The sequence below is a fragment of the Methanolobus halotolerans genome, from assembly GCF_004745425.1.
In the GTDB taxonomy this organism is placed as follows: domain Archaea; phylum Halobacteriota; class Methanosarcinia; order Methanosarcinales; family Methanosarcinaceae; genus Methanolobus; species Methanolobus halotolerans.
Window position 1 is genome coordinate 1 of record NZ_PGGK01000018.1, and the last position, 23,756, is coordinate 23,756.

Sequence of the window (23,756 nt, forward strand, 5' to 3'; positions counted from 1 at the left end):
GAATCGATCGGAGAAATTCTATTTGAGAGAATTTTCCTTTCTGCACATTAGTTTGGCTAATTCCTTTTGTAGTATATAGTACACTACCGGTCAGAATTAACCGAACTGCCAAATCCAACGTCAGACAAGAAATAGCTCCTGCCTCCACTTGTTATAAGGCGGTGATTGTAATTGTTTCCCGCATTTCGCGAGGACCCCTAAAAGACCACGATGCTATATATACCTTCCGACTGAATGGTCGAAAGACATGCCCGGACCTTTTTTGAAGTCTTTTTTTCCGCGTACAAATACGCGGAAACATATAAATGATGCAATTGTATATATAAGTTTCCATTACAGATAATAGAAAAATACTTGCACCCTGATCAAAGATCAATCGTTGAAATATTTAGTACTTCAACCATACATCTCTCCGAAATCATCTTCTGACGCACTCGTGCGCCATTTCCTGCAAAGAGAAGCAGCCCTAAAAGGATACTCTATTATATAAAGTTTTGTATGATTGGCCTATAACCCATATAAGCCATCAAAGTAAACCTTTAATTCATTAATAAATTTACCAGCGGTGATTTTTTATACAATCAATCTTAATCGTAACTGATCAATATGAATCCAACTGTCGAACTGAGGGATCGCTTTTTACAGCGATGAAACGCTAATAAACAAACGCAAGACTATTTTTGACACTACACTACGCGATGGTGAACAAACACCCGGCGTATCTCTTACGAACGAACAGAAACTCAAGATTGCCAGACAGCTGGATAAACTTGGCGTGGATGTTCTCGAAGCCGGATTCCCCATATCGTCCATGGGAGAAAGGCAGAATGTAAGAGCTATTGCCAGCGAAGGGCTCAGGCTTGATGTCTGTGGTCTTGCCCGCGTCCTCCCCAAAGATCTGGACGCCTGCATCGATTGTGGAGTAGATATGATACACACTTTTGTATCAACATCTGACATCCAGAGAATACACACCATCAAGAAGAGCAGAGAAGAAGTTGTTACAATGGCAGTAGACGCTGTCGAACGTATCAAGGAGCATGGAGTCAAATGCATGTTCTCTGCAATGGATGCGACAAGGACAGACCTTGATTACCTCCTGGAGATCTTCAAAGCTGTTGAAAACGCAGGTTGCGATATAATCAACGTACCTGATACCGTAGGAGTGATGTCACCCTCCGGGATGTATACACTGGTCAGGAACGTATACAATGGAGTGAACATCCCTATCGATGTACACTGTCACAATGATTTCGGGATTGCAGTGGCCAACAGCCTTATGGCCGTAGAGGCAGGTGCCAGCCAGGTACAGTGCACCATAAACGGAATCGGAGAACGTGCAGGCAACGCAAATCTCGCAGAAGTTGTCATGTCCCTCCATTCCATCTACGGTGCAAAGACCGACATAAATACAGAATATCTGCTTGAGACCTCAAAGATGGTTGAAAATTACACAGGTATACATATTCCACCCAATACCCCGATTGTGGGTGATAACGCATTTGCCCATGAATCAGGCATCCATACACACGGAGTCCTCGAGCAGTCAGATACGTTCGAACCTGGCATCATGACTCCCGAAATGGTGGGCCACAAACGCCGTATCGTCATTGGCAAACATGCAGGCAGGCATGCTGTCAAGAAGTCACTTGGAGACATGGATATCGAAACAACCGATGAACAACTCGACGAGATACTGTCCAGAGTTAAAGACATTGCGAACAAAGGCAAACGCATATGCGATGCGGATCTTCACGCTGTTGCATCGACAGTCCTTGGAAGGAACCTCGGCCAGGAAACCATCATACTCAAAGAGTTCTCCGTGATGACAGGCAACCTCACAACACCAACAGCCGTGGTCAGGGCAACGATCGGTAATGAAGAAGCAATTGCCTCGAACTTCGGAGTAGGACCAATAGATGCTGCCCTCAAAGCTGTGGAGCAGATGATCGGCGGATACACCAAAGTTAAAGTGCGTGACTTCAGCCTTGAAGCAATAACTGGTGGAAGTGATGCCCTTGCAGAGGTTACCATATCCGTAGAGGATGAGGATGGCCGCGTTGTCAGTGCACAGTCTGCAAGTGCGGATATTGCCACAGCATCGGTGGATGCGCTCATCACCGCCATCAATATACTCCTGGAAAAGAAAAAGCTCTGGAGCATGCAGTAAAAATTCAAGATCGCAAGGATCGTGATTTAACGGTTCTTGAATTCTTTTTGTACAGGACATACTTCGAAATCCTTTTCTCTTAATGATGAACAATAATGATTCATATCTTTAGAACAAGACCTTAATTGATCGCACATGAGATACGAAGTGATAGACTCCCATTGCCACCTGGACTTCCCCAAATTCAACAGGGACCGGGACAAGACCATCGAGAGAGCGAAAATCAACGGCGTGGTCGGGATGATAAACTCGGGCATAGATTATAGAACCAATGCAAATTCCCTTGATCTTGCCCGGAAATATGATTTCATCCACGCAACCCTGGGACTCAGCCCCCAGATGGTACCTGACGCAAACGACGGGAAGATAAAGCAGATACTCTCGCAAATGGAGCGCAATATCGGCAAAGCTGTGGGAATAGGGGAAGCAGGACTTGATTATTATTACTGCAGGACAGCTGCCGGTAGAAAGCGGCAGGAAGATGTGTTCAGCCAGGTCATCGAACTCGCAGACAGGTATAACAAGACCCTGGTCATACACGGCAGGGACGGCGAAGAGCTCGCACTTAAGATGAGCAGGGACCTGGACCGGGTGATCTTCCATTGTTATGGCGGCTCGCTCGAGACCATGCATAAAATAGTTGACGCAGGACACTACGTATCTGTGCCAACACTTGTATGTTTCTCAGAGAGCCACAAAGCAATAGCACAGAACCTGCCTCTTGAGAACATGCTCATAGAGACCGACAGCCCGTACCTGTCGCCAAGAAAAGGCCGGAACGAGCCGACATTCGTACGCGATTCCGTACCGGTGATAGCACAATTAAAAGAAGTCGATGAAACTGAAATAGCCATGGCGACAATACAAAATACCCGCAGGGCATTTGAGCTCTGAATCCATCTTTTCTACAAGGAGATTTAACATGCAGGTCAAACATTTTAACACCAGTCTCTACGATGCTAATTCATACCTTATCAACGGAAAGGTCCTCGTCGATACGGGAATGAATACCAGGGGACTGATCGCAGAGATAGGAAAGAGCATAGATATAAAGGACCTTGAACTGATCATACTTACTCACTGTCACTATGACCATACTGCATCAGCACAGGAGATAGCACGCCTGAGTGGTGCAGATATAGCGATCCACAAGGAGGATGCACTTCTCCTGAAAAACGACAATATAAGTGCTGCCGCATTGTTCGGACACAGGGCACCGTCCATCGAACCTGACATTCTGCTCAGCGAAGGAGACAGGATACCCATAGGCAATGATGAAGAGCTGGAAGTGATCCACACGTCCGGACACACTCCGGGAGGGATCTGCCTGTACGAGGAAAATTCAAAGAGCCTCTTTTCAGGGGACACAATATTTCCCAACGGAAGTATAGGACGCACTGATTTTGAAGGTGGGAACCGCTCGCAGCTCACTGATTCCATTGGCAAGCTTATAAAGCTTGATGTTAAGACACTTTATCCCGGACACGGTGAAGTGACCTCGAATGATGTTAATACACAGATCCAGTCATCCCTGCGCATGTCCAGAAGCATACTCTAAGGACGTATCATGAAACAGAGTAAAAGAAACAGAAATTCAGATTATTCGAAGTTCCTGCCTATGAGCCTTGAAGAAGCTAAGGACAAAGGCTGGGACGAACTTGACGTTATAATTATCACAGGGGATGCCCATGTTGACCACCCCGGTTTTGGAACAAGTATCATAGGCAGGGTGCTTGAGGATGCAGGATATCGGGTAGGGGTTATCGCACAGCCTAAATGGGATGATGCAGAGGATTTCAGGAAACTTGGCAAGCCACGTCTTTTCTTTGCCATCAGTGCAGGAAATACGGACTCCATGGTCAGCAACTACACCCCTTCAAAAAGATTGCGCCATGAGGACACATACTCCCCCGGAAACAAAGCCGGACTTCGGCCAAACAGGGCAACTATAGTCTATTCCAACCGCCTGAAGGAAGCGTTTCCGGAGGTTCCCCAGGTCATCGGCGGAATTGAAGCTTCCCTGCGTCGCTTTGCCCAGTATGATTACTGGTCTGATAAGGTTCGCCAGTCCATACTTGCAGACGCACCTGCGGATATTCTCGTGTATGGCATGGGAGAACTCCAGATACTGGAGATAGCAGACAGGCTCATGAAAGGAACTCATGTATCGGATATTACTGATATTGAGGGGACCGCCTGGAAGATGGAGATCAGGAAATGGAAAGATGATCGCGAGGAACTGCTCAGGGAACGCATGGAGATCCCGCCGTACACCGAGGTCTCAAAAGACAAGGAACTCTATGCAAAGGCTTTCAAAAAGGTTTACGAAGAACAGGACCATATACGCGGCCACGACATCATACAGGTCCATCCGAAGACCGTGATAGTCCAGAACAAGCCAATGCGCCCCCTGACAACCGAAGAACTGGACCATGTGTATGAGCTTCCTTTCACCCGTGAAACACATCCATCATATACAGAGCCGGTCCCTGCCGTTGACATGGTGAAATTCTCCATCAATACTCACAGAGGTTGCTTTGGAGCATGCTCGTTCTGCGCCATTGCCCTTCACCAGGGAAGGATGATACGCAGCCGCAGTATCGGGTCCATACTGAGAGAAGCGGAAGGGTTCAGGAACATCAGGAGTTTCAAAGGCACGATCAACGGACTTGGCGGCCCGTCTGCGAACATGTATGGTATGGACTGCAGGAACTGGGAAGAGAAGGGTGTCTGCAAGGACAGGATATGCATATACCCAAAAGCATGCCCTTCGCTTGAAACCAGCCACAAGAAACTCATAGAGCTTATGCGAAGGCTCAGGGAACTTCCCGGCATCTCAAAGGTCTTTGTTGGTTACGGAGTACGTTATGACCTCGCGCTGCTTGATGAGGAGTACATGGAGGAGCTATGTGCCCATCACGTCAGCGGGCAGCTAAAGGTTGCACCCGAGCATTACTGCGACAGCGTGACCGATGTAATGAAAAAGCCAGATAGAGGTCTGTTCGAGCGATTCGAGCAGAAATACAAAGAGATTAACAAAAAACTTGGCAAGGACCAGTACCTTGTAGCTTTTCTCATGTCAAGCCACCCGGGTTGCACCCTCGGGGATATGATCGAGACTGCAGAATACATAAGGGACACCGGCCGATATACCAAACAGGTCCAGGACTTCACACCTACCCCCATGACATCTGCAACATGTATGTTCCACACAGGATTGGACCCGTTCACCGGGAAGAAGATATACGTGGCAACTTCTCAGAAGGAGAAGAGCATCCAGAGAGCTATGCTGCATTATAGGGAACCTGCTAACTACAATCTGGTTTACGAAGGATTGAAGCGCGCCGAAAGACTTGACCTTGCAGGCAACACCTGGAACTGCCTCATCGGGCGTAAAAAGAGAGGAAAGAGTGGCTGGTAGATCTGTGAAGAATTATCCGGAAATTTGAATAATATTTTGAATAGAGCCCTGAAAAATAACTATCTGAACGGGATGAAAACGTTAACCTTTTAAATCCGTTCGACACAGTTATAGTGTACATTTATAATGTACAAGTGGGAGGTACACATATGATTGTAAAAGTGGGGTTACTTAGCTTGGTTTTTATCTTTTTCCACATTTGCACCGCAATGGGGAGTCCTGTGGCGAGTGTGGATGAGAGCATAGATGAAGATGATTTTTACTCGGTCTCATATACGAATCCTGATAGCCTGGAGGCACATGAAATGGCGACTTCCGGCGAAGACGGAAAACATTCACAGATACAGATCCATCACAAATTGACACCAAGGACAACTGTCAGCCCGGACAACAATTTTTCAGTATATATGAAAGCACTATCAACTGCTTCGGGGATGGGGATAGAGGAATACGTTATCAACAATAACCTGACAGGCAGGGAAATCAAAATAAAAGATGTAAGCACAATGGGTTATTATGCAGTCGCTTTTTCTCCTGATAGCAAAATGTATGCGGCACCAAAGGTTGTCTCCTGTGAAAATGGCAGGAACGGACAATATGTCATCGATATCTGCTCGGCGCAAACAAATGAACTGCTGCATAGGGAATTTACTCCTTTCTATAAAGAGAGCTCCAAGTACACTCCAATGGAATGGGACCGTTCGGCCATCTATGGCATCTACTGGTCAGAAGACGGATCATCCCTGGCCTACGAAGTCCTGGCGGCTGATGTAGACGGGGGAAACTATCCGACCACACTGGTCATCAACAGGCTCAATGTCAATTATACAGAGCTCAGGGAGATGAACGGATATGTTGAACCTGTGGCAGAGTTCTCTGAAACTACAAATGTGTCAGAGGAGCAGGCCATGAATTCCATGCCAGTTGAGCAGGAAGAAGAGAACCCTGCCACTGATGAAGCCGAGCCTGTAGCTGCACCCGGGTTCGGGATATTGATTGCTTTGAGCGCCCTGGCCATCCTGGCTATCGGAAGGAAATTAAACGGAGGTTCCCGCTGAGACGGACTGTATGTTCTGATTTTGACCGATTAATTAATAACAGGACAAACTTAAAGAACGTTAGCCGGCCGGACAAAACGGAAAAAAGATTTATCGCCGTACCAGACAGGCTGGCCATACTAGGCATGAAATGTATTTGTCCGATAAAATACAGATATAACCCGAGCTTGCTATCGGGCTATGGGAATAAAACTGATGAAAAAGCAGATTACTGAAGTACTACTTGCATCCGACAAAAGGAAAAACATACTTTTGCTATTGCAGGAAGGCCCCCTGAAAATGGAAACACTCTTTGAATCACTGGATACTACCAGGTCAGCGTTGCTTCCCCAGATAAAGATACTTAGAGAAAATCATCTTATATTTAAGTCCCAGGATACTTATGAATTAACAACGATCGGAAAGTTGATTGTCGAGGAAATGGTATCTTTTCTGTCCACTGCTGAGATGTTTGGAGGGAATTGTGAATATTTTGGGACCCATTTTATCGATTTCATTCCGCCATTGTTTTTAAAAAAATTATCCCAAATTGGGGTAGGCGAAGTAATGGAGGTCTCTGCAGAGGATTTCTATGACGTTGATAAGGAATTTCTTGGAAAGGCCCTGGAATCACACGAGTGGTTAGAGATCACATCAGCCCTGCATCCAACATTCCACGATTTCTATATGGAAATGATAGATCATGTTACGGAAGTATCAGTCATTATAACCCAAGAAGTTTATGAAAAGGCTAAACAGGAATATTATGACGACTTTAAAGAACTAATAGACCTGGACCTTATCTCTATTTACATGTATCCCGAAAGCCCTGGGTTCACTTCTTTTATTGTAGCGGGCCAATCCATTAAGTTCAGACTATTAACACTGAAAGGTGTGCATGATAACAAAAGTATATCTTTTTCAGGTCCGGGTGCTCTTGAGTGGGGCAGAGAGCTATTCGAATATTATAGGCGGCAATCTGTGCCTATTATTGAGGTTTAGCTCTATTGTTATCTTTCTGCCGGTCATGGGATTCTATCTCCCGCTCAGTGGTCGCAATTGAATACATTTCACCATCTTCGTTAACCAAAGAAGTTGCTATCACCCATACATCTAGGATGCGCCCATCTTTGGCGACCCTCTGTGTCTTGTATGGCTCAGGGATCTCGCCCTTACCAAGTTTCTTCATCGTGTCCAGGAATTCTTCTTTTTTATCCTCCGGAACCATTCTGCTGGCATTCATTTTTAACGCATCTGCTTCACTCCAGCCGTACATTTTCTCAGCCATAGGATTCCAGGCGAGGATATGCCCCTCCTTATCCAGTAATGTTACAGCATCAGTTGAATCACTTACCACCGCAGCCAGACGACGCAGGATCTCTGTCTGTTTCAGAAATGTGATAACTACGCCTTCAATGGTGTTTTTATTTGTTCTGTAAGGACGCATCTTTACAGTATACCATTCGCCACTGATTGTATGGACTTCTACCTCCTTAGGAGTCAGGCTATCAAGCACGGACTTTATGTCCGGTATCAGATTATCATAGTCTGTAAAATTAGAAACGGTATGCTCTATAGGCCTTCCCACATCTGAAGGGATCAGGTTCAGAACCTTTGTTACGGCAGGGGTAAAGCGCTGGATACGTAGCTGATTGTCTACAAAGACAATTCCCACACCCGTAGATGCCAGCAAGTTGTTCATATCTTCATTGGCCTCTGAAAGCTCTGCCACCTTGGCCTGAAGTTCATTATTGACAGTGGATAGTTCCTCGTTGACTGATTGTAATTCTTCCCTGGAGGTTTCAAGTTCTTCGTTCGTGGATTGCAGTTCCTCGTTCATTGACTGCATCTCTTCGTTGGAGGACCTCAGTTCTTCATTCGAAACTTCCAGTTCTTCATTAGAAGCCCTGAGATATTCTTCCATGGTTCTCAGTTCTTCTTTGAGAGCTGAAACGCTTTCATCCTCCTCCGAAATATTCTCAACAATGCTCTCTTCTGTCACCTGACCATGATTCTGCCCGGACTCTGGCGGTACATCAAAAGTGACCATGAACAATTTTTGATCAATGGATTCTCCCACAGGCCGAAGTGTCAGATTAACTGTTGTGAAGTTGCCGTTGGTCCTTACCCTGACTCCGGAACGTGTTACCTGTTCTTTACTGATCATTGCTTTGCTCAGGGCAGTGGTCAATGCCGGCCGCAGTCCCTCGCGGGCCATCTTCAGAATATTGTGAGCAGGCTCCCCGGGTGCCATTTCAAGATACAGGCCAGTACGTCCATGAAGATAGAGGATATCACCCCGTTCGTTGATCAGCGCACCTGCCGGAGCGTATTGTTGTAACAATTTCCTTTCAGCCAGTTCACGCATCTGGAGTCTTTTTCCACTAGTATGTTTATCAGAGACCCGAGGAGGGTTTTCAATTCCCACAGGAGAGGGGAAAAATTTACCCATCGAATGGCGATAGTCACCATTTACGTCCTTGCTTTGATATAATTTGGACTGTCGATCTAAGGTATCAAAAAGCATTGAGAATTCCCCAATGCTTTCGGAAGAACCAAGAAAAAGAAATCCGCCCGGATTCAGTGAATAATGGAACATAGGAATGAGCTTCTTCTGCATTTCTTTGTTCATATAGATCAACAGGTTGCGACAACTGATCAGGTCAAGTTTGGAGAACGGCGGATCCTTGATCACATCCTGTTCTGAAAAAATGATCATTTCACGGATATTATTCTGGATGGTGTAAGTATTGGCTTTGGGGTCATGAGTAAAAAAATGCTCCAGCCTTTCAGGCGAGATATCGGAAGAAATGCTGCCCGGATAGACACCTTTGCGGGCACGTTCGATGGTTCTGCTGTCAATATCAGTGGCGAATATCTGTACTTTGAAATTCTGCTTTGACTTTTCCATATGTTCATGGATCAGAATGCCGATGGAATACGCCTCTTCACCAGTGGAGCAACCTACAACCCAGATACGCACTTCCGTACCGGGAGATCTGTCTTCAAATAGTTTCGGAACCACTTTTTCCTGAAGTACCTCAAAGGCCCGGGGATTACGGAAGAAATTTGTGACATTGATCAGAATATCACGAAAAAGTGCCTGCACTTCCTCTGGTTTTTGCTGCAAGTAGTGTGCGTACCCCTCCATACGCTTGATGTTGTTGACGACCATGCGACGCCTTATGCGACGGTCCAATGTCTTCTGCTTATACTGTGAGAAGTCATGACCTGTCTTGACGAGCAGTTCATTGAAGATCATTTGCATCGCATCTTCAATTTTGTGAGTGGGACGTGGCTTTTCATCAGATTTTTGGGACACATACATCTGTGATATATAATCACGGAGTTGAGCTGGCATCTCTGCCGGCTCCAGTATATAGTCCACCAGGCCTGTGTCAATGACACTTAGAGGCATGCCATTGTAGTCGCTGGATTCCGGACTCTGTGCCATAATCATACCACCTTCAGCCTTGATAGTCCTCACCCCTGCAGTACCGTCACTGCCGGTACCTGAGAGTACTACACCAATGGCCCACCCATGCTTATCTGACGCCAGAGAATGGAAGAAAGAATCAATTGGCATACGATGTCCGCGCGCCTCAGCCGGCTCCGTCAAGTGCAATATGCCATCCATAATAATCATATCATGACTAGGAGGAATAATATATACGCAATCCGGTCTGACACCCATTCCATCCTTGACATCAAATATCTGCATCTTTGTAAAACGCCTGATAATTTCGGAAAGCATGCTTTTGTGGTCGGGTGACATGTGCTGCACTACGACAAAAGCAATCCCCATGCTGGTGTCCGCAGGTACTGCGGAAAAGAAATCCTCCAATGCAGCCAATCCGCCAGCCGACGCACCAATACCTACAACGGGAAATTCGTCGTGGCGGAAGGCATCTGAAGATGCATCTGCATAAGAAGAGATGTTCTTATCTTTTGAAGATAGTGTTTGTTCCTTGCCTCCACCATTCTCATTCATGACTATAATGCTCACCTTCGAACCTTCAATCACTGAAGTACTAACAAAATAAGATGTAAATTAGTAGCAATTCAGTATTCAATTGATTCCTTATATAGTATCTTGTTCTAATGCATTCAAAGATAAATATCCTGCTTTTTGTGATCACTTCATGATAATATCAATGTGCATCAAATAGCACCCGGAATGTCGATATAGAGTAAGAACAAAACACAGGAAATGAAGAAACTGTAGAAGGGTTCCTGCAGGCAGAAGCAACAGAAAAATGAAATAGCTATTGTTCCATAGCCATTTCCAGCAGGTCTATGATATCCAGCACTTCAACCTTCGGTTCACCGCGCTTGAGATTTGTCCTGCACAGCGGACATGCAGTTACAAGATAATCCACACCTTCGGGCATTTCCTCAAGCCTTCTCTTTGAGAGCTCCAGGGAGAGTTCGGGATAGCCTTTCAGGACACCGCCGCCTGCACCGCAGCACCTGGCTTTCTCGCGGCTGCTCCTCATTTCCTTCAGGTCGGACACTGTCCTGATAATCTCCCTCGGTGCATCGAAGACGCCGTTGCACCTTCCCAGATGGCAGGGGTCATGATAGGTAACTTTAAGGTCAAGTTTCTTCAGGTCCATCTCAGCCAGGCGGTCCGCCAGGAACTCGGTTACATGGATGACGTTCAGCCCTCCGGGGTAATCGTTCTTCAGTGCAGTATAACAACCTGCGCAGCCTGTGATCACAGTGTGCGCACCGGTCTTCTTTATCTGCTCAAGGTTCTTCGATGTAAGCTCCAGAGGGTCAGAACCTGTCCTCAGCAAAGGAGAACCACAGCATACCTCATCCTGCAATACGGTCACACCGAACTTCTTCAGTATGTCAAATGTCCTTTTTGTAAGCTCAGGATACCTGTATGAACCAAGACAGCCTGCAAAGAACACATAATCAGCCTTCTCTCTTACATCCTTCGCAGAATCACCAAGCCAGGACATCCTCTCCTTTTTTTCGCCGAGGGGATTCCCAAGTTCCTTTGCCCTGTCAGCCAGTTCCTTCTGGGAATCGGTCATCTTGCCATGCAGAACTAGCTGATGCCTTGTATCCTCGATAACTTTAGGAGGAGCTGCACCGGAAGGGCAGAGCTGCTCACAGAGCCCGCAGGTGGTACACATGTTCAGGCAGTCGAGCACATCCTTATCAGCCTCAAGCCCCATTGAAATGCCGTGTGCTACAAGCATGCGGCCCCGGGCGCTTGATGACTCCCAGCCCACCACATCAAATACGGGGCAGACCGAGCGGCATGTACCGCACCTGACACATTTCAGTATAGAGCGCATATCCGTACCATCCATGCTCATACCCCCATCTTGCCCGGATTCATTATACCCTTCGGATCAAGTGCGTTCTTTATTATGATCATTACATCAAGGGCCTTTCCAAGTTCCAGTTCAAGGTACTCCGCCCTTGCACCACCGATGCCATGCTCGGCAGTGACAGTACCGCCCATTGCGATGGCTGTGCGGTGTATCTTATCAGCCGCAAGGTTGAGTTTTTCCCAGTCCTTATCCTCCAGCATATCGATACACATGCCGGTGTGCAGATTCCCGTCACCTATATGCCCGTAAGTCATTATCGGCAGGCAGAATTCCTCCGATATCTCACGCACCTTATGCAGCATCCGGGGAATTTCCTTTATGGGCACACCTATGTCCTCACCAACATATACACGGGTACGCAGAGGATCCAGCCGGGAGACCGCTGCCCCCACGAGCCTTCTGGCAGCCCATATCTCTTCACGTTCTTCCTTATTTGCCGCAGTTCTGATGTCTATTGCCAGAGACCTGCAGGCATCTTCGATCATCCTGATACCTTCGTTCACAGAGTTCTCAGTGCCATCTACTTCGAACAGGAGGATAGCTCCCGCCTGAGGAAGACCTACACCCGGATCATAGGCGTTTATTGCCTGTATAATGTTGCTGTCAAGGATCTCGCAGGCAGAAGGGATTATTCCCGAGGAGAGGACTTTCACCACGGCCTTTCCGGCAAGTTCGGGATTCTCAAAAGAAGCAAGCATGACCGAACGCTCCCCGGGCAAAGCCCTTACTTTCAGTATGGCCTTGGTTATGATCCCAAGCGTTCCTTCGGAACCTACGAAAAGGTCCGTAAGAGAATAACCTGCCACTGATTTCATTGTTTTGGAACCGGTGTTTATCACGGTCCCGTCAGCCAGTACCACTTCAAGGGCAAGCACATAGTTACGGGTAGTGCCGTACTTCACAGATCGCATGCCGCTTCCGTTGTTAGCAATAAGTCCGCCCAGGGTGCACATTGCAGAACTTCCAGGATCCGGAGGAAAGAAGAAGCCATATGGTTCAAGTCGTGCATTAAGTTTTTCCTGGATCAGACCCGGCTCGACGACCACCTGAAGGTTATCAAGGTCAAGCTCAAGTATACGGTTCATGGACGACATATCCAGCACAATGCCACCCTCCACAGGCACTGCTCCTCCGGCAAGACCTGTGCCTGCACCCCTGGGAGTTACAGGAATATCATTCTCATAAGCAAGTTTAACTATCTTTGATACCTGCTCGGTGGTATCCGGCCGGATAACGATATCAGGCATTCCCCTTATCTGGGAAGCATCACATGAATAGCAATAAATATTTGCAGTTGAAGTGGAAACCCTTGTATTACCAGCGATCTCCTGCAGCTTTTCAAGTAGAACTGTATTTTGCATGGAATCAGTTTTTAACTAAAAGGGAAGGATTTATAGTTTTTGGTGAAGGCAAAACTTTACATCTACCTAGAACATTTAGCCAGCAATGACACGATACTTTGAGGTACTGCAACGGGATGGAGCAGCCCGGATCGGTAAGCTGCTTATTGGAGAGACCACGCAGACCCCCCATATAATAGACACCAGGACCTTGAATTCAAGAAACAGCCTTATAGTGGATGCCGGGTCCGTCTGGGAACTGGGGTCCTTCAGGGCAGCAGAAGAAGAATTTAACAGGATAAACGAGGAAAGAGGAGCTAACTCACTGATAATCCTGCCTCATCAGACATTCACCCCCGAAGTACCGGACAAGATAAGAGATACAGCGGCATGCAGACTTGAGACCGCTACTGAAGGTCCCAAAGGAATTGTGTACAGATCCGGCTGCAGATCAGATGGCAGGGATCTGTATGTCATGGAAGGTGCCGGTTGTTTTGAGAACAATGCAAGGCTCTTTTTAGACACCCTGCTTGACATGAAAAAGGATATAGCTCCGGATAGTGCGGTTTATGCACCTAATATCTGCCTTCCCGAGAACCTTGCCATGCTGGCCTATCTGGGAGTAGACATGGTCGACAATACGAAAGCCCTGATAGCAGCACATAATGACATTTACCTTACAACAGCAGGCAGGTTCTATCTTGACTCCCTTTCTGAACTTCCGTGCAGATGCGAAGCATGTACCGGCAAAACAGCCTCCAACCTCAGAAATACTGAAAAAAGAGAACGTGCAAAGGTCCTTGAAAGACATAACCTGAACGCTCTGGAATCAGAACTTTCTCTTGTAAGAGAGAAGATACGCGCAGGAATGTTGCGAGAGTACGTGGAAGGGCAGTGCCGTACAAGGCCATGGCTGACCGCACTTCTTAGGTTAGCTGACAATGAATACAATTACCTGGAAGAGAAGAGCCCGATCGCCAGGTCAAACCAGATGCTTGCGAACAGCAGTGAATCACTTACCAGGGTAGAGATAGTACGGTTTGCAGAAAGGGTTCTGGAACGCTATATTCCTCCTGAAGCAGACGTGCTGGTGCTGTTACCCTGTTCCGCAAAGAAACCGTATTCTATATCCAACTCCCACTGGAAATTCATCAACGCTATCGGAAGCAACCGCAGATATGTACATGAGATAATCATCACTTCACCGGTAGGCATCGTGCCAAGGGAACTGGAACTTACATACCCTGCAGCACATTATGACACTGCGGTCACAGGCCACTGGGATGCAGAAGAAAGGCAATGGGTTGCAGGTTGTCTGGAAAGATATCTGCAAAAGAATAATTACATGACCATCATTGCACACGTTGAGGGTGCTTACAGGCAGATATGTGAAACTGTTTCTGAAAGACTTGGAATCGAGATGATATTCACAAGTTCCGGCAGCGTTACATCCCCGGATTCACTGAAAACACTGAAAGAAGAAGTATCAAAGCATAGTGTTGGTAGAACACGCAACGTTGAAGAGCGGAAAAAAGACATGATGCGCTCTCTTGCTGACTATCAGTTCGGTAAAGGAGCCGGAGAGATCCTTGTACCTGAAAGTGCTACCATAAAAGGACCGTTTCCCAAGTATCAGATATTCCTTGGAAAAGAGCAGCTTGTTACCCTCATACCCCAGTATGGCACAATTGCTGTTACCATTGCAGGTGCTGAGCTCATGCTATCTTCCGGAAGATATGTAGTAAATATAGATGATTTCGTGCCCAGGGGTTCTTTACTTGCGCCCGGTGTCTTAAAAGCGGACCCTCTCATAAGACCTGGTGATGAAGTATTCGTGAGCGGGGAAAAAGCCATATGTGTCGGCAGGGCCGCTATGAGCGGTATCGAAATGCAGGAATCCGGCCGTGGAGTGGCAATAGACCTGCGTCATGTTAAAAAAGTAGTATGACAGAGTAATATAAGGTGATATTGAAGACATGATAGTCCGATACTTCGAGCCGCATGATTTTGAAGAGGTAATGCAGATCGAATCAGAGGCCTTTGAAGAACATAACCCCTTTATTTATATGAATTTTTATGAGATGAACAATGATTGTTTTCTTGTTGCCGACTATAATGGCAATATAACAGCATTTGTGGCCGGCTACCAGATGTCCGAGAATGAGGGGAGAATATTTTCGCTTGCTGTCAAAGAAGATTACAGGGGTATTGGTATCGGCACAAAACTTCTGGAAGCCATAACGGACATCTTTAAAAAGAAGGCACTTAGATATGCAAGCCTTGAAGTCAGACTCAGCAATAACAGAGCACAGGGATTGTACCGTAAGATGGATTTTATTCCCTGCTGGATCGAGCATGGATACTATTCAGACGGAGAGGATGGCATCATTATGAAGAAAATAATTTCCCCTTATACAAAAACAACAGTAGAGAAGGTCTTAAGCAAGCAATCCCGTCGGGTAAAGTGGCCTGCCCTGAAAGTGAACAGTATCTTTTAGCTGCTTTTTACAAGTCTCATACTGGCCCGGTGTGCAAGTTCCTGCATCCTTGAGGATGTGCCACCAATACCCGATAGGCTATCTTTTGAGAGAATCAGTGCCAGGTCGTTTCCCAGTACAAATATTGCATGTTTGTGCTCGGCCTTGCTTCTGTGAACATGTAAAGGACTTATAGCCAACGACTTATATTCACTGAACTCATCATCGATTCCCATATGCTCGAAATGCTTTTTTATCTGCGCCATCAGAGCATGCAATTGTATCAATTCATCTTTATGCATACCAACCAACCTATCTAACAATAAACCATTATAAACTTAAACTATCTCTTTTGAACACAGTCCCAATTTTGTGCCGGCTTCTACTTTATTATTTCGAAATAAAGGTATTTCCCCCGGAAGCATGGCCGGCTTTGTAGTAGATAAGCTTTTCGAAACATTTTCAATGATTAATCGTGTATAATGCGCAGTTGACACATCGACACTAGAAAAAATAACACTTTAATAAAATAAATTGTGTGGTGCTTGCGCACAAGCACCTCTAAGAAAAATCACAATGCATCGGCAGTAAACACTTTTACAGACGCAGGTCTTTTTGTAACACTTCCGACCTTTGCGCCTATAAGGTTCTCAATTCCTTTGTCTGCTGCGATATCAAGTATCCTCTGTGTGACGACACCGTCGAAAACAAGAGTCTTCACTTCACTGTCATAGTCCTTGAGAGTGCTTACGAGATCCCTTACAGCAGTCTCATTAACAACTTTATCCTTTGAGTCCAGGAAACGCGCACTGAAAGTACCCAGAAGATCACTTGCGTGAGACTTGAACTTGATGCTTGCAGGAGATGGTTTAGTCACCACCTCAGCTTCCTTTACAGGACTTTCTTGTCTTTGCGGCCTTTCCTGCTTTTGTTCCCGTTCCTTGGGGCTTACCCTGTCACGGGACGCTACTCTCTTAGACGTCTTTGCTCTCTCAACAACAGGCGGTATCTCTTTTACACCAGCCTTCTGGACCTTTGGCGGAGAGACCCTTTTGACCTCAGAGCTTCTTCGCTCTTTCCTTTTAGGAATACGTGTCACTCTTGGGGAGGGCTCTTCAGTTTCCTTGATGCCGTACTTATCAATCACCTGTTCCACAGGGACCTTCTGCCTCAAAGACCTGACAATCTCTTTTTGTACAAGATCCTCAACACTCTTCCCATCGGGAGCACGGGCAATGTAGTCCACATTGGCCACCTGGACAAGTTCCTTGACAATGAGTTCGCCTCCGCGGTCACCATCAGTAAACACAGTTACAGTGTCCTTCTTCTTGGTGAATTCTGCAACCTCAGGAGGAACATTGGTACCCCCGACACATATAGTGTTCTTGATTCCGTAACGAAGGAGATTAAGGACATCAGCCCGGCCTTCAACAACGATTATCGCATCTGAATCGAATATAGCAGGACCACACGGAATTTTGTTCTTACCAAAAAACTGCATTTCCTCAACCCTCACGGACTGACGTACCTGGTCTGCGATCTCCTGTGATTCAGGAAGGTTCTCGTCGAACATCCCGGTGAGGATGAACTTTGCCCTTTCTATGATCTGATGCCTCTTGGTTGCCCTGACATCTTCCATCTGGGTCACTTCGATCTTTGCACTGCATGGACCGACTCTGTCAATGGTTTCCAGGGAAGCCGCCAGAATTGAGGTTTCAACCCTGTCCAGACTCGAAGGAATAAGGATCGTACCTTTTGTCTTGCCGGCCTTTGCGCTCACAACAACTTCGATCCGTCCTATCCTGCCGGTCTTCTGAAGGTCACGCAAGTCAAGGTCTGACCCCAGCAGCCCTTCTGTCTGACCGAAAATAGCTCCCACGATATCGGGACGCTCAATTATCCCGTCAGCACTGATCTTAGAATGAATGATATATTTTGTAGTATCTGTATTTTGCATTTGGATTCTCCTTATGTTGATATTGAAGACTTCTCAGGTCTTCGCTCAAATGCAAAAATAGTAGAATCCTTTAACACTACATGTAGTGTACATGTGCAAGGAGCAGACAGTACGAAGAATATATTAATAATACCAGGAAAGGGACGTCTCGTCTTTTAAAATATAACTCATCGGTTATTAAATTAAAGTGTCAGACACCATTGCTAAATTCCATCTACTATGTGATACACCCTACACACCAGTAATTTAGCATCTGCTGTGGCCTTTAGGGCAACCACTCAAATATCCTATACAGATATACTTAGCAGTTTTCCAAATCCCTCATCAAATCCCGATAAATATAAATTTACTTTGCACTTTCTTGTTTTCCTGTTCTCCTTATCTATATGATATGCTTTTACATGTAATGAATAATGATTATGATTAAACTATATTTGCATTAGTTGAAATGTTCGTTGCATCAGAACATTTCTGTGATCTTGATATTGTATCAAGTGTTGAATGTAACCAGATAAATGAAGTTACATAAGATAATATAATGCAAAGTCTTATAAACTTATGGGTACGCACCAATTGAACATTTCAAACATAAAAGCGACCACCCATGACAGATCCGCATCTAAAATGCATCAATACTTTCAGAACAATCAATATAACTGAACTACCTTTATATATGGATCATATGAACATGTACGACACAGGAACGACAAACAGAAAGAAATTGATCATTGTAGGAGGAGGAGCTGTTGGCCTTGCGGTGGCAACCAGCGTAAAACGCCACGGGAACTACGAGATCACAGTATTCTCGTCCGATCCCCATGCAGCTTACAGCCAGTGTGGAATACCTTTTGTAATATCCGGTGAAATAGAGGGTTTTGACAAGCTGTTACTAAAGCAAAAAGATTTTTTTCCGGAAATGGGGATAGATCTGCGACTTGATACCACAGTAGAATCCCTTGACCTTAAAGATCGAACAGTGTTTGTAAAAGGTGAAAAACACCACTTTGACAAACTTGTTATCGCAACTGGCAGCAGACCGGCAGTATCCGACAACCTGAGACAGGGGGCAGAACTGGATAATGTATTCACATTAAGAAGCCTTGAGGACGGAAAGAGAATAGACCGGTCCTTAGAAAATGCAAAGAATGTTGTTATTATAGGAGGCGGGGGCATTGGAGTGGAAATTGCTGTGGCAGCTGCAAAAAGAGGACTCAGAACAATCCTTGTCAACCGCAGTATCTCGCTTCTCTCACATAATATAGACCAGGACATGGCGGATATAGTACAGGAGCACCTTGAATCCATAGGTGTGGATGTTCTGACAGGCCAGTCACCACATTCGATAAACGGGAAGGCCAGGGTCGAATCAGTCAGCATTGGCGGAGTGGATTTCCCTGCGGATGTTGTTATAATATCAGCAGGTGCCTTACCTGAGACAAAGCTTGCATCGGATGCAGGGATAGAGATCGGGACCACCGGCGGAATCATTGTCAATGAGCATTTGCAGGTTAGAACAAAGAGTGGTTACGACCCGGATGTGTACTGCGGAGGAGAATGCGCCCAGGTGCAGAATTTCATAACAGGCATGCCGATGCTCAGCCAGCTTGCAAGCACTGCAAGAAGAATGGCTGGAGTTATACGCAACAACCTCATATCCAGACCCACCTCTTTTGGTCCCATCGTGAATCCATGGGCAGGTGCTATCGGAGAACTGCAGGTCGGGACCGTTGGCATTACCACCCGAAAAGCAAAGCAACATAGAATCAAGACAGTTAGCGGAATTGCCATCGGCACTACCAGAGCAGGCTACTACCCGGGTTCAACCAGACTTTTCATTAAATTACTGTTCAGCAACAGGATACTTGTAGGTGCACAGGTGATCGGAGGAGAAGGTGTAAAGGAGAGGATCGACGGACTTTCTCTTGCCATAAGGAAAAGGACAACACTTGATGAACTGCTTAGTATGGAAACCTGTTACACTCCACCAATGTCGATGCTCATCGACCCCTTGACATTTGCAGCGCAGGGTGCTTTGAAAAAACTACCCGGGAGTAAAAAATGATTAAGATCGATGGGTCCTATGGAGAGGGCGGAGGCCAGATACTCAGGACTTCAGTATCCCTCTCTGCAGTAGCCGGAGAAGAGGTCACCATTAAGAACATACGTAAGAACCGCCCCCATCCGGGCCTCAAACCCCAGCATATGCGATCAATCGAGACCGCTGCCCTCATTTGTGAAGCGGAGGTAGAAGGGTTGTACCCGGGGTCCACGGAAATCCGTTTCTCTCCACTGGAAATAAGGGGGACAGACGCAACAATAGATATCGGTACCGCAGGGAGCATCCCACTCCTGATACAGTGTATCATGCCATTAGCATCTGTTTCCAGTGGCAGTATCAAACTTAGTATCATGGGAGGAACAGATGTTGCCTGGTCGCCATCTGTTGACTATCTGGAAAACGTAACTCTGGGTGCCTTATCACACATGGGATACCGGGCTAAGCTGGAGACAATCGCAAGAGGCTATTATCCAAAGGGCGGAGGAATCGTTGAACTGACAATAGAACCTGCCAGTCTCACAGGATATGATTTCCTTCGGAGAGATGAACACATATATGGCATATCCCATGCCTCGAACCTGCCTGAACATGTAGCCAAAAGACAGGCAGGGTCAGCAGAGGAGATCCTGAGGGAAAAAGGGTTTGACTGCAAGATCCTTGTGGATAGCAGTAAGTACCTTTCCACCGGGAGTGGGATCAACCTGTGGTCAGGCTTTATCGGCTCCGTAGCGCTTGGAGAAAGAGGATTGCCTGCAGAAAAGGTCGGAAGCAGGGCTGCAGAGGAGATCGCTGCCAGCCTCCTGTCAGGTGCAGCTGTCGATAGTCATCTTGCCGACCAGCTTATTCCCTTCATGGGAATTGCAGGTAGCGGCTCCTTCACAACCACAGAACTGACTGGTCACTTAAGGACGAATATATGGGTGACAGAGCAATTCCTGGATGTGAAATTCGATCTAAAAGAAGCAGACGGGCTGGCTAGTGTCTGCATCCGATGATCATTCCTCAGCTTCCTTGATACTGATATACTCCGCAGGTATGCTCTTCACCAGGACTATGTTATCATTTACAACAATAATATCAATGCCATCCTCCTGGGCTGATCCGGCATCTATTTCGAAGATCACCGGATTCTCAGTATGAATGGAAGCTGCCTGCATGGCTTTATCAAGTGATGTACTCAGATGAACGTAACATTGCCTCACAGCAGTTATACCGTCCTCAAGCAACATGTCAGCTTCTTCCTGACTTACGCCGTAATAAAGGTACGGAAGCTCATTTTCAGGATAATCGGGAACAAGGTCTATTTCAACGGAATGACCGTAACGCGCCCGAATGAAAGATCCGTCTATCTCATAGCGGCCTTTTCTATCTGATTCCACAAGAGAGATCAGGCGCTCGGTGGTGCCCCATTTGTAACGCTTCTTCATGATGTCACAAAGGAGATCCATATCAACCCAGCCCTGGGAATCCATTTCAAGGCCAACATCCTCTGGGAAGTGTCTCAGGGCGCCTGAAATGAATCTTCCAAGCCTTTCTTCCCGTTCATCATCCAGCACATAACGTCCTTCATCATCACATTCAGGGCACAGCTCACCCCTGAAGTACCCATGCTGTTTACATTTACGGATCATGATATCTTTCCAGATATATCTTATAATTAATATAAGTTGTTAAAAAGAAACAAACTGATAATAGAACTTAGATCACTTAGTACCTCTCCGCAAGAACAAAGGATTTAACATGGGTCGTACATCTAAGTCTTTCAGGTAGTAATATGGACGAAATCATCGAGATATACAATAAACTTGGCGGTATCATAAGCCAGGAGGACTTCCTGAAAAAGGTTGATGAAAAAGTAGACCAGATGAGTGGATTATGTGATATGAGAACCGCAGCAATGCTTGTGGCACATGACCTGGGCGTCAGTGAAACGGAAACCTCCACCCAGAAGATCGCGGACATTACCCCGGAGAGTGGGAATGTCAGGCTTATTGCAAAGGTCATATCAGTATTCCCTGCAAAGGAGTTCAACCGTAATGACGGGACCGTCGGAAGAGTTGCAAACCTCATCGTTGCAGACGAGACAGGGTCCGTACGCCTGACACTATGGGACGAGAAGGCGGACATTGTTAAGACCGGCGATATTGAGATCGGACAGAGTTTCCAGATAAGTGGTTATGTGAAGGAAGGGTATTCGGGAGTAGAGGTCAATATTGGCAATAATGGTGTCCTCTGTGAGAGCGATGAGGATGTAGAAGCTTCGGTTGCCTCCACGAATATAGAGGATGTAAAGAACGGCATGGGAGACCTGAACCTTAAAGGAAAGGTTCTGGACGTTTCCGATGTCAGGACTTTCAACCGCAAGGATGGTACCACCGGAAAGGTCTCAAATATTACCATAGGGGATGAAACCGGAAAGATAAGGGTCACACTCTGGGATGAGAAGACAGAACTTGCATCTGAATTGAACCAGGATGATTCTCTGGAGATAATCAATGCCTACGCAAGGGAGAATAATTTCAACCAGCAGGTGGAAGTCCAGGTAGGTAGCCGTACTCTTCTGAAGAAAATAGACGAGGATATCAGTTATTCCGAGAACTTTACCCCCATATCCGATATAATACCTGGTGAATCATACTCCATCAAGGGATCGGTTTCTGGCCTTGGGGACCTCCGGGAGTTCAGCCGGGATGACGGTACCGTCAACATGGTCTCCAATATATATGTCTCAGACGATACGGGCAGGATAAGAGTTGCACTCTGGGGAGATCATGCACTGCTTGTGGACGAGCTTGACATTGATACAAAGGTAGAGATCATGGATGCCTTCTCGAAATCAGGATTTAATGATGAAATAGAACTAAGTGCAGGGAACAGGACAAGAATCGTAGTTCTTTAAAACTGCAAAGTGTATTGGAGCATCTTTCGTGGAAAGATGTTCCAAAACATTGTTCCTTATACAATATTTCAGGATCATATTTTTTTAATTCATACAACCGTATACATTTAATTCATCTGCAAAAGACGGCAGATCAACTTTTTTTGTTTTCTGCTCAACCATTATGGAATCAAATCATGTACACAAACATCTATAAATACCATTAAGGCAACATTTTAATTGTGGACTATTAGTGACCTGCTCCTTACTTTGGACCTTAGAGGATGTGGATGGTCTTGAATGCTCAAAGGGATTTGGAAACCGACGTTTCGATAAGAGAGATACAAAACGGGATGGCGGTAAAAGAGGCAATGACAAAGGAGATCTTTGTTATGAACGCCGATGCAAGTGTTCTTGAGGTTGCCAGAGAGATGGCCGACAACAATGCTGACAATGTCATAGTTGTCGAGGATGGCGATAGTGTTGGAATTATCACTGAAAATGATATTGTCTCCAAGACAGTCGTCAGGAACATACTCCCGGCCGAGATACTTGCCAGAGACATAATGTCATCTCCGATCATATCCATAAAGCCCTCTACGGGTATCATAGAAGCAGCCGAACTTATGATCAAGTCCGATATTCGCAGGCTCGCCGTAATGGAAGGGAATCTGATATTGGGTATGATCACTGACAGGGATATACTATCAATATCCCCGGGATTGAACACTATTCTTGTGAATCTCATAGAGATGAATCGCGAGAGGGATTTCCTCCAGGAAACTGCTGTTGAACGTGGGATATGCCAGCGTTGCGGCGCTCTGGCCGACAACCTGACAGAAGTCAACGGAGTACCCATGTGTGAGGACTGCAGAGAGGAAGAAGGTTACTACGACTAGTCTTGCTGGTCGGTTGAAATTAAAGGACACATGGAAGCTGGTGAAATAGATGTCTGTCTCGATATATGATGAAAAGTACAGTGTATCGACATATAAACCAATCAAAACTATTTTTACAGGATCTACAAAAAAAGCGGTGTTTACAAAAAACACATGCATTAAAGGCA

General features: G+C 46.0%; 18 protein-coding genes. 12 read left to right on the plus strand and 6 right to left on the minus strand.

Features of this window, described 5'->3' with window-relative positions; genetic code table 11:
- The first annotated feature begins 658 nt into the window (after window positions 1-658).
- The 6 genes from CUN85_RS11660 to CUN85_RS11685 all read left to right on the plus strand — a co-directional run bounded on the left by CUN85_RS11660 (window position 659) and on the right by CUN85_RS11685 (window position 7,630).
- The gene (locus CUN85_RS11660) at window positions 659-2,170 is read left to right on the plus strand and encodes a 2-isopropylmalate synthase (RefSeq protein ID WP_135390494.1); all 1,512 of its coding nucleotides are present in this window, start codon (window positions 659-661) and stop codon (window positions 2,168-2,170) included.
- A gap of 135 nt (window positions 2,171-2,305) precedes the next feature.
- The gene (locus CUN85_RS11665; protein WP_135390495.1) at window positions 2,306-3,064 is read left to right on the plus strand and encodes a TatD family hydrolase; all 759 of its coding nucleotides are present in this window, start codon (window positions 2,306-2,308) and stop codon (window positions 3,062-3,064) included.
- 28 nt (window positions 3,065-3,092) lie between these two features.
- Window positions 3,093-3,728: an MBL fold metallo-hydrolase gene (locus tag CUN85_RS11670; RefSeq protein WP_135390496.1), complete on the plus strand. Its 636-nt coding sequence runs from the start codon at window positions 3,093-3,095 to the stop codon at window positions 3,726-3,728.
- A 9-nt stretch (window positions 3,729-3,737) separates the two neighbouring features.
- Window positions 3,738-5,591, plus strand: a complete 1,854-nt coding sequence (locus CUN85_RS11675; protein ID WP_135390497.1) for a YgiQ family radical SAM protein — start codon at window positions 3,738-3,740, stop codon at window positions 5,589-5,591.
- A 149-nt stretch (window positions 5,592-5,740) separates the two neighbouring features.
- Window positions 5,741-6,649: a hypothetical protein gene (locus tag CUN85_RS11680; protein ID WP_167848873.1), complete on the plus strand. Its 909-nt coding sequence runs from the start codon at window positions 5,741-5,743 to the stop codon at window positions 6,647-6,649.
- A 180-nt stretch (window positions 6,650-6,829) separates the two neighbouring features.
- Entirely contained in the window at window positions 6,830-7,630 is an 801-nt protein-coding gene (locus CUN85_RS11685; protein WP_135390499.1) for a helix-turn-helix transcriptional regulator, read from the plus strand.
- Here CUN85_RS11685 and CUN85_RS11690 read toward each other — a convergent pair.
- The 3 genes from CUN85_RS11690 to CUN85_RS11700 all read right to left on the minus strand — a co-directional run bounded on the left by CUN85_RS11690 (window position 7,617) and on the right by CUN85_RS11700 (window position 13,340).
- Window positions 7,617-10,634 (minus strand): CheR family methyltransferase, encoded by a 3,018-nt coding sequence (locus CUN85_RS11690; protein ID WP_235856322.1) that lies wholly within the window; start codon window positions 10,632-10,634, stop codon window positions 7,617-7,619. The two genes, CUN85_RS11685 and CUN85_RS11690, sit on opposite strands and share 14 nt — an antisense overlap.
- Before the next feature lie 259 nt (window positions 10,635-10,893).
- Window positions 10,894-11,955 carry a (Fe-S)-binding protein gene (locus CUN85_RS11695; protein WP_135390501.1) on the minus strand — a complete coding sequence of 354 codons (1,062 nt, stop codon included), beginning with the start codon at window positions 11,953-11,955 and terminating at the stop codon, window positions 10,894-10,896.
- 2 nt (window positions 11,956-11,957) lie between these two features.
- Complete coding sequence (locus CUN85_RS11700; RefSeq protein ID WP_135390502.1) at window positions 11,958-13,340, minus strand: FAD-binding oxidoreductase; 1,383 nt, start codon at window positions 13,338-13,340, stop codon at window positions 11,958-11,960.
- Between the two features lie 85 nt (window positions 13,341-13,425).
- Here CUN85_RS11700 and arcS point away from each other — a divergent pair, with 85 nt between their 5' ends.
- Together arcS and rimI are read left to right on the plus strand one after the other, a co-directional pair.
- Complete coding sequence (arcS, locus tag CUN85_RS11705; protein ID WP_135390503.1) at window positions 13,426-15,267, plus strand: archaeosine synthase subunit alpha; 1,842 nt, start codon at window positions 13,426-13,428, stop codon at window positions 15,265-15,267.
- A 28-nt stretch (window positions 15,268-15,295) separates the two neighbouring features.
- The gene (rimI, locus tag CUN85_RS11710; RefSeq protein WP_135390504.1) at window positions 15,296-15,817 is read left to right on the plus strand and encodes a ribosomal protein S18-alanine N-acetyltransferase; all 522 of its coding nucleotides are present in this window, start codon (window positions 15,296-15,298) and stop codon (window positions 15,815-15,817) included.
- Here rimI and CUN85_RS11715 read toward each other — a convergent pair.
- Together CUN85_RS11715 and dnaG are read right to left on the minus strand one after the other, a co-directional pair.
- Window positions 15,814-16,098 carry a UPF0058 family protein gene (locus CUN85_RS11715; RefSeq protein ID WP_135390505.1) on the minus strand — a complete coding sequence of 95 codons (285 nt, stop codon included), beginning with the start codon at window positions 16,096-16,098 and terminating at the stop codon, window positions 15,814-15,816. The two genes, rimI and CUN85_RS11715, sit on opposite strands and share 4 nt — an antisense overlap.
- A 269-nt stretch (window positions 16,099-16,367) precedes the next feature.
- Complete coding sequence (gene dnaG / locus CUN85_RS11720; protein WP_135390506.1) at window positions 16,368-17,753, minus strand: DNA primase DnaG; 1,386 nt, start codon at window positions 17,751-17,753, stop codon at window positions 16,368-16,370.
- 688 nt (window positions 17,754-18,441) lie between these two features.
- Between dnaG and CUN85_RS11725 the strand changes: the two genes are divergently transcribed.
- Window positions 18,442-19,815: an NAD(P)/FAD-dependent oxidoreductase gene (locus tag CUN85_RS11725; protein ID WP_135390529.1), complete on the plus strand. Its 1,374-nt coding sequence runs from the start codon at window positions 18,442-18,444 to the stop codon at window positions 19,813-19,815.
- Window positions 19,812-20,807 (plus strand): RNA 3'-terminal phosphate cyclase, encoded by a 996-nt coding sequence (rtcA, locus tag CUN85_RS11730; RefSeq protein WP_135390507.1) that lies wholly within the window; start codon window positions 19,812-19,814, stop codon window positions 20,805-20,807. Before CUN85_RS11725 ends, rtcA begins: the two co-directional genes overlap by 4 nt.
- Here the strand turns inward: rtcA and CUN85_RS11735 are convergent, their stop codons facing one another.
- Complete coding sequence (locus CUN85_RS11735; RefSeq protein ID WP_135390508.1) at window positions 20,808-21,443, minus strand: RNA 2'-phosphotransferase; 636 nt, start codon at window positions 21,441-21,443, stop codon at window positions 20,808-20,810.
- Between the two features lie 143 nt (window positions 21,444-21,586).
- Between CUN85_RS11735 and CUN85_RS11740 the strand changes: the two genes are divergently transcribed.
- Both CUN85_RS11740 and CUN85_RS11745 read left to right on the plus strand, forming a co-directional pair.
- Entirely contained in the window at window positions 21,587-22,711 is a 1,125-nt protein-coding gene (locus CUN85_RS11740; RefSeq protein ID WP_135390509.1) for an OB-fold nucleic acid binding domain-containing protein, read from the plus strand.
- 269 nt (window positions 22,712-22,980) lie between these two features.
- Entirely contained in the window at window positions 22,981-23,589 is a 609-nt protein-coding gene (locus CUN85_RS11745) for a CBS domain-containing protein (protein WP_235856323.1), read from the plus strand.
- The last annotated feature ends 167 nt before the right edge of the window (window positions 23,590-23,756 follow it).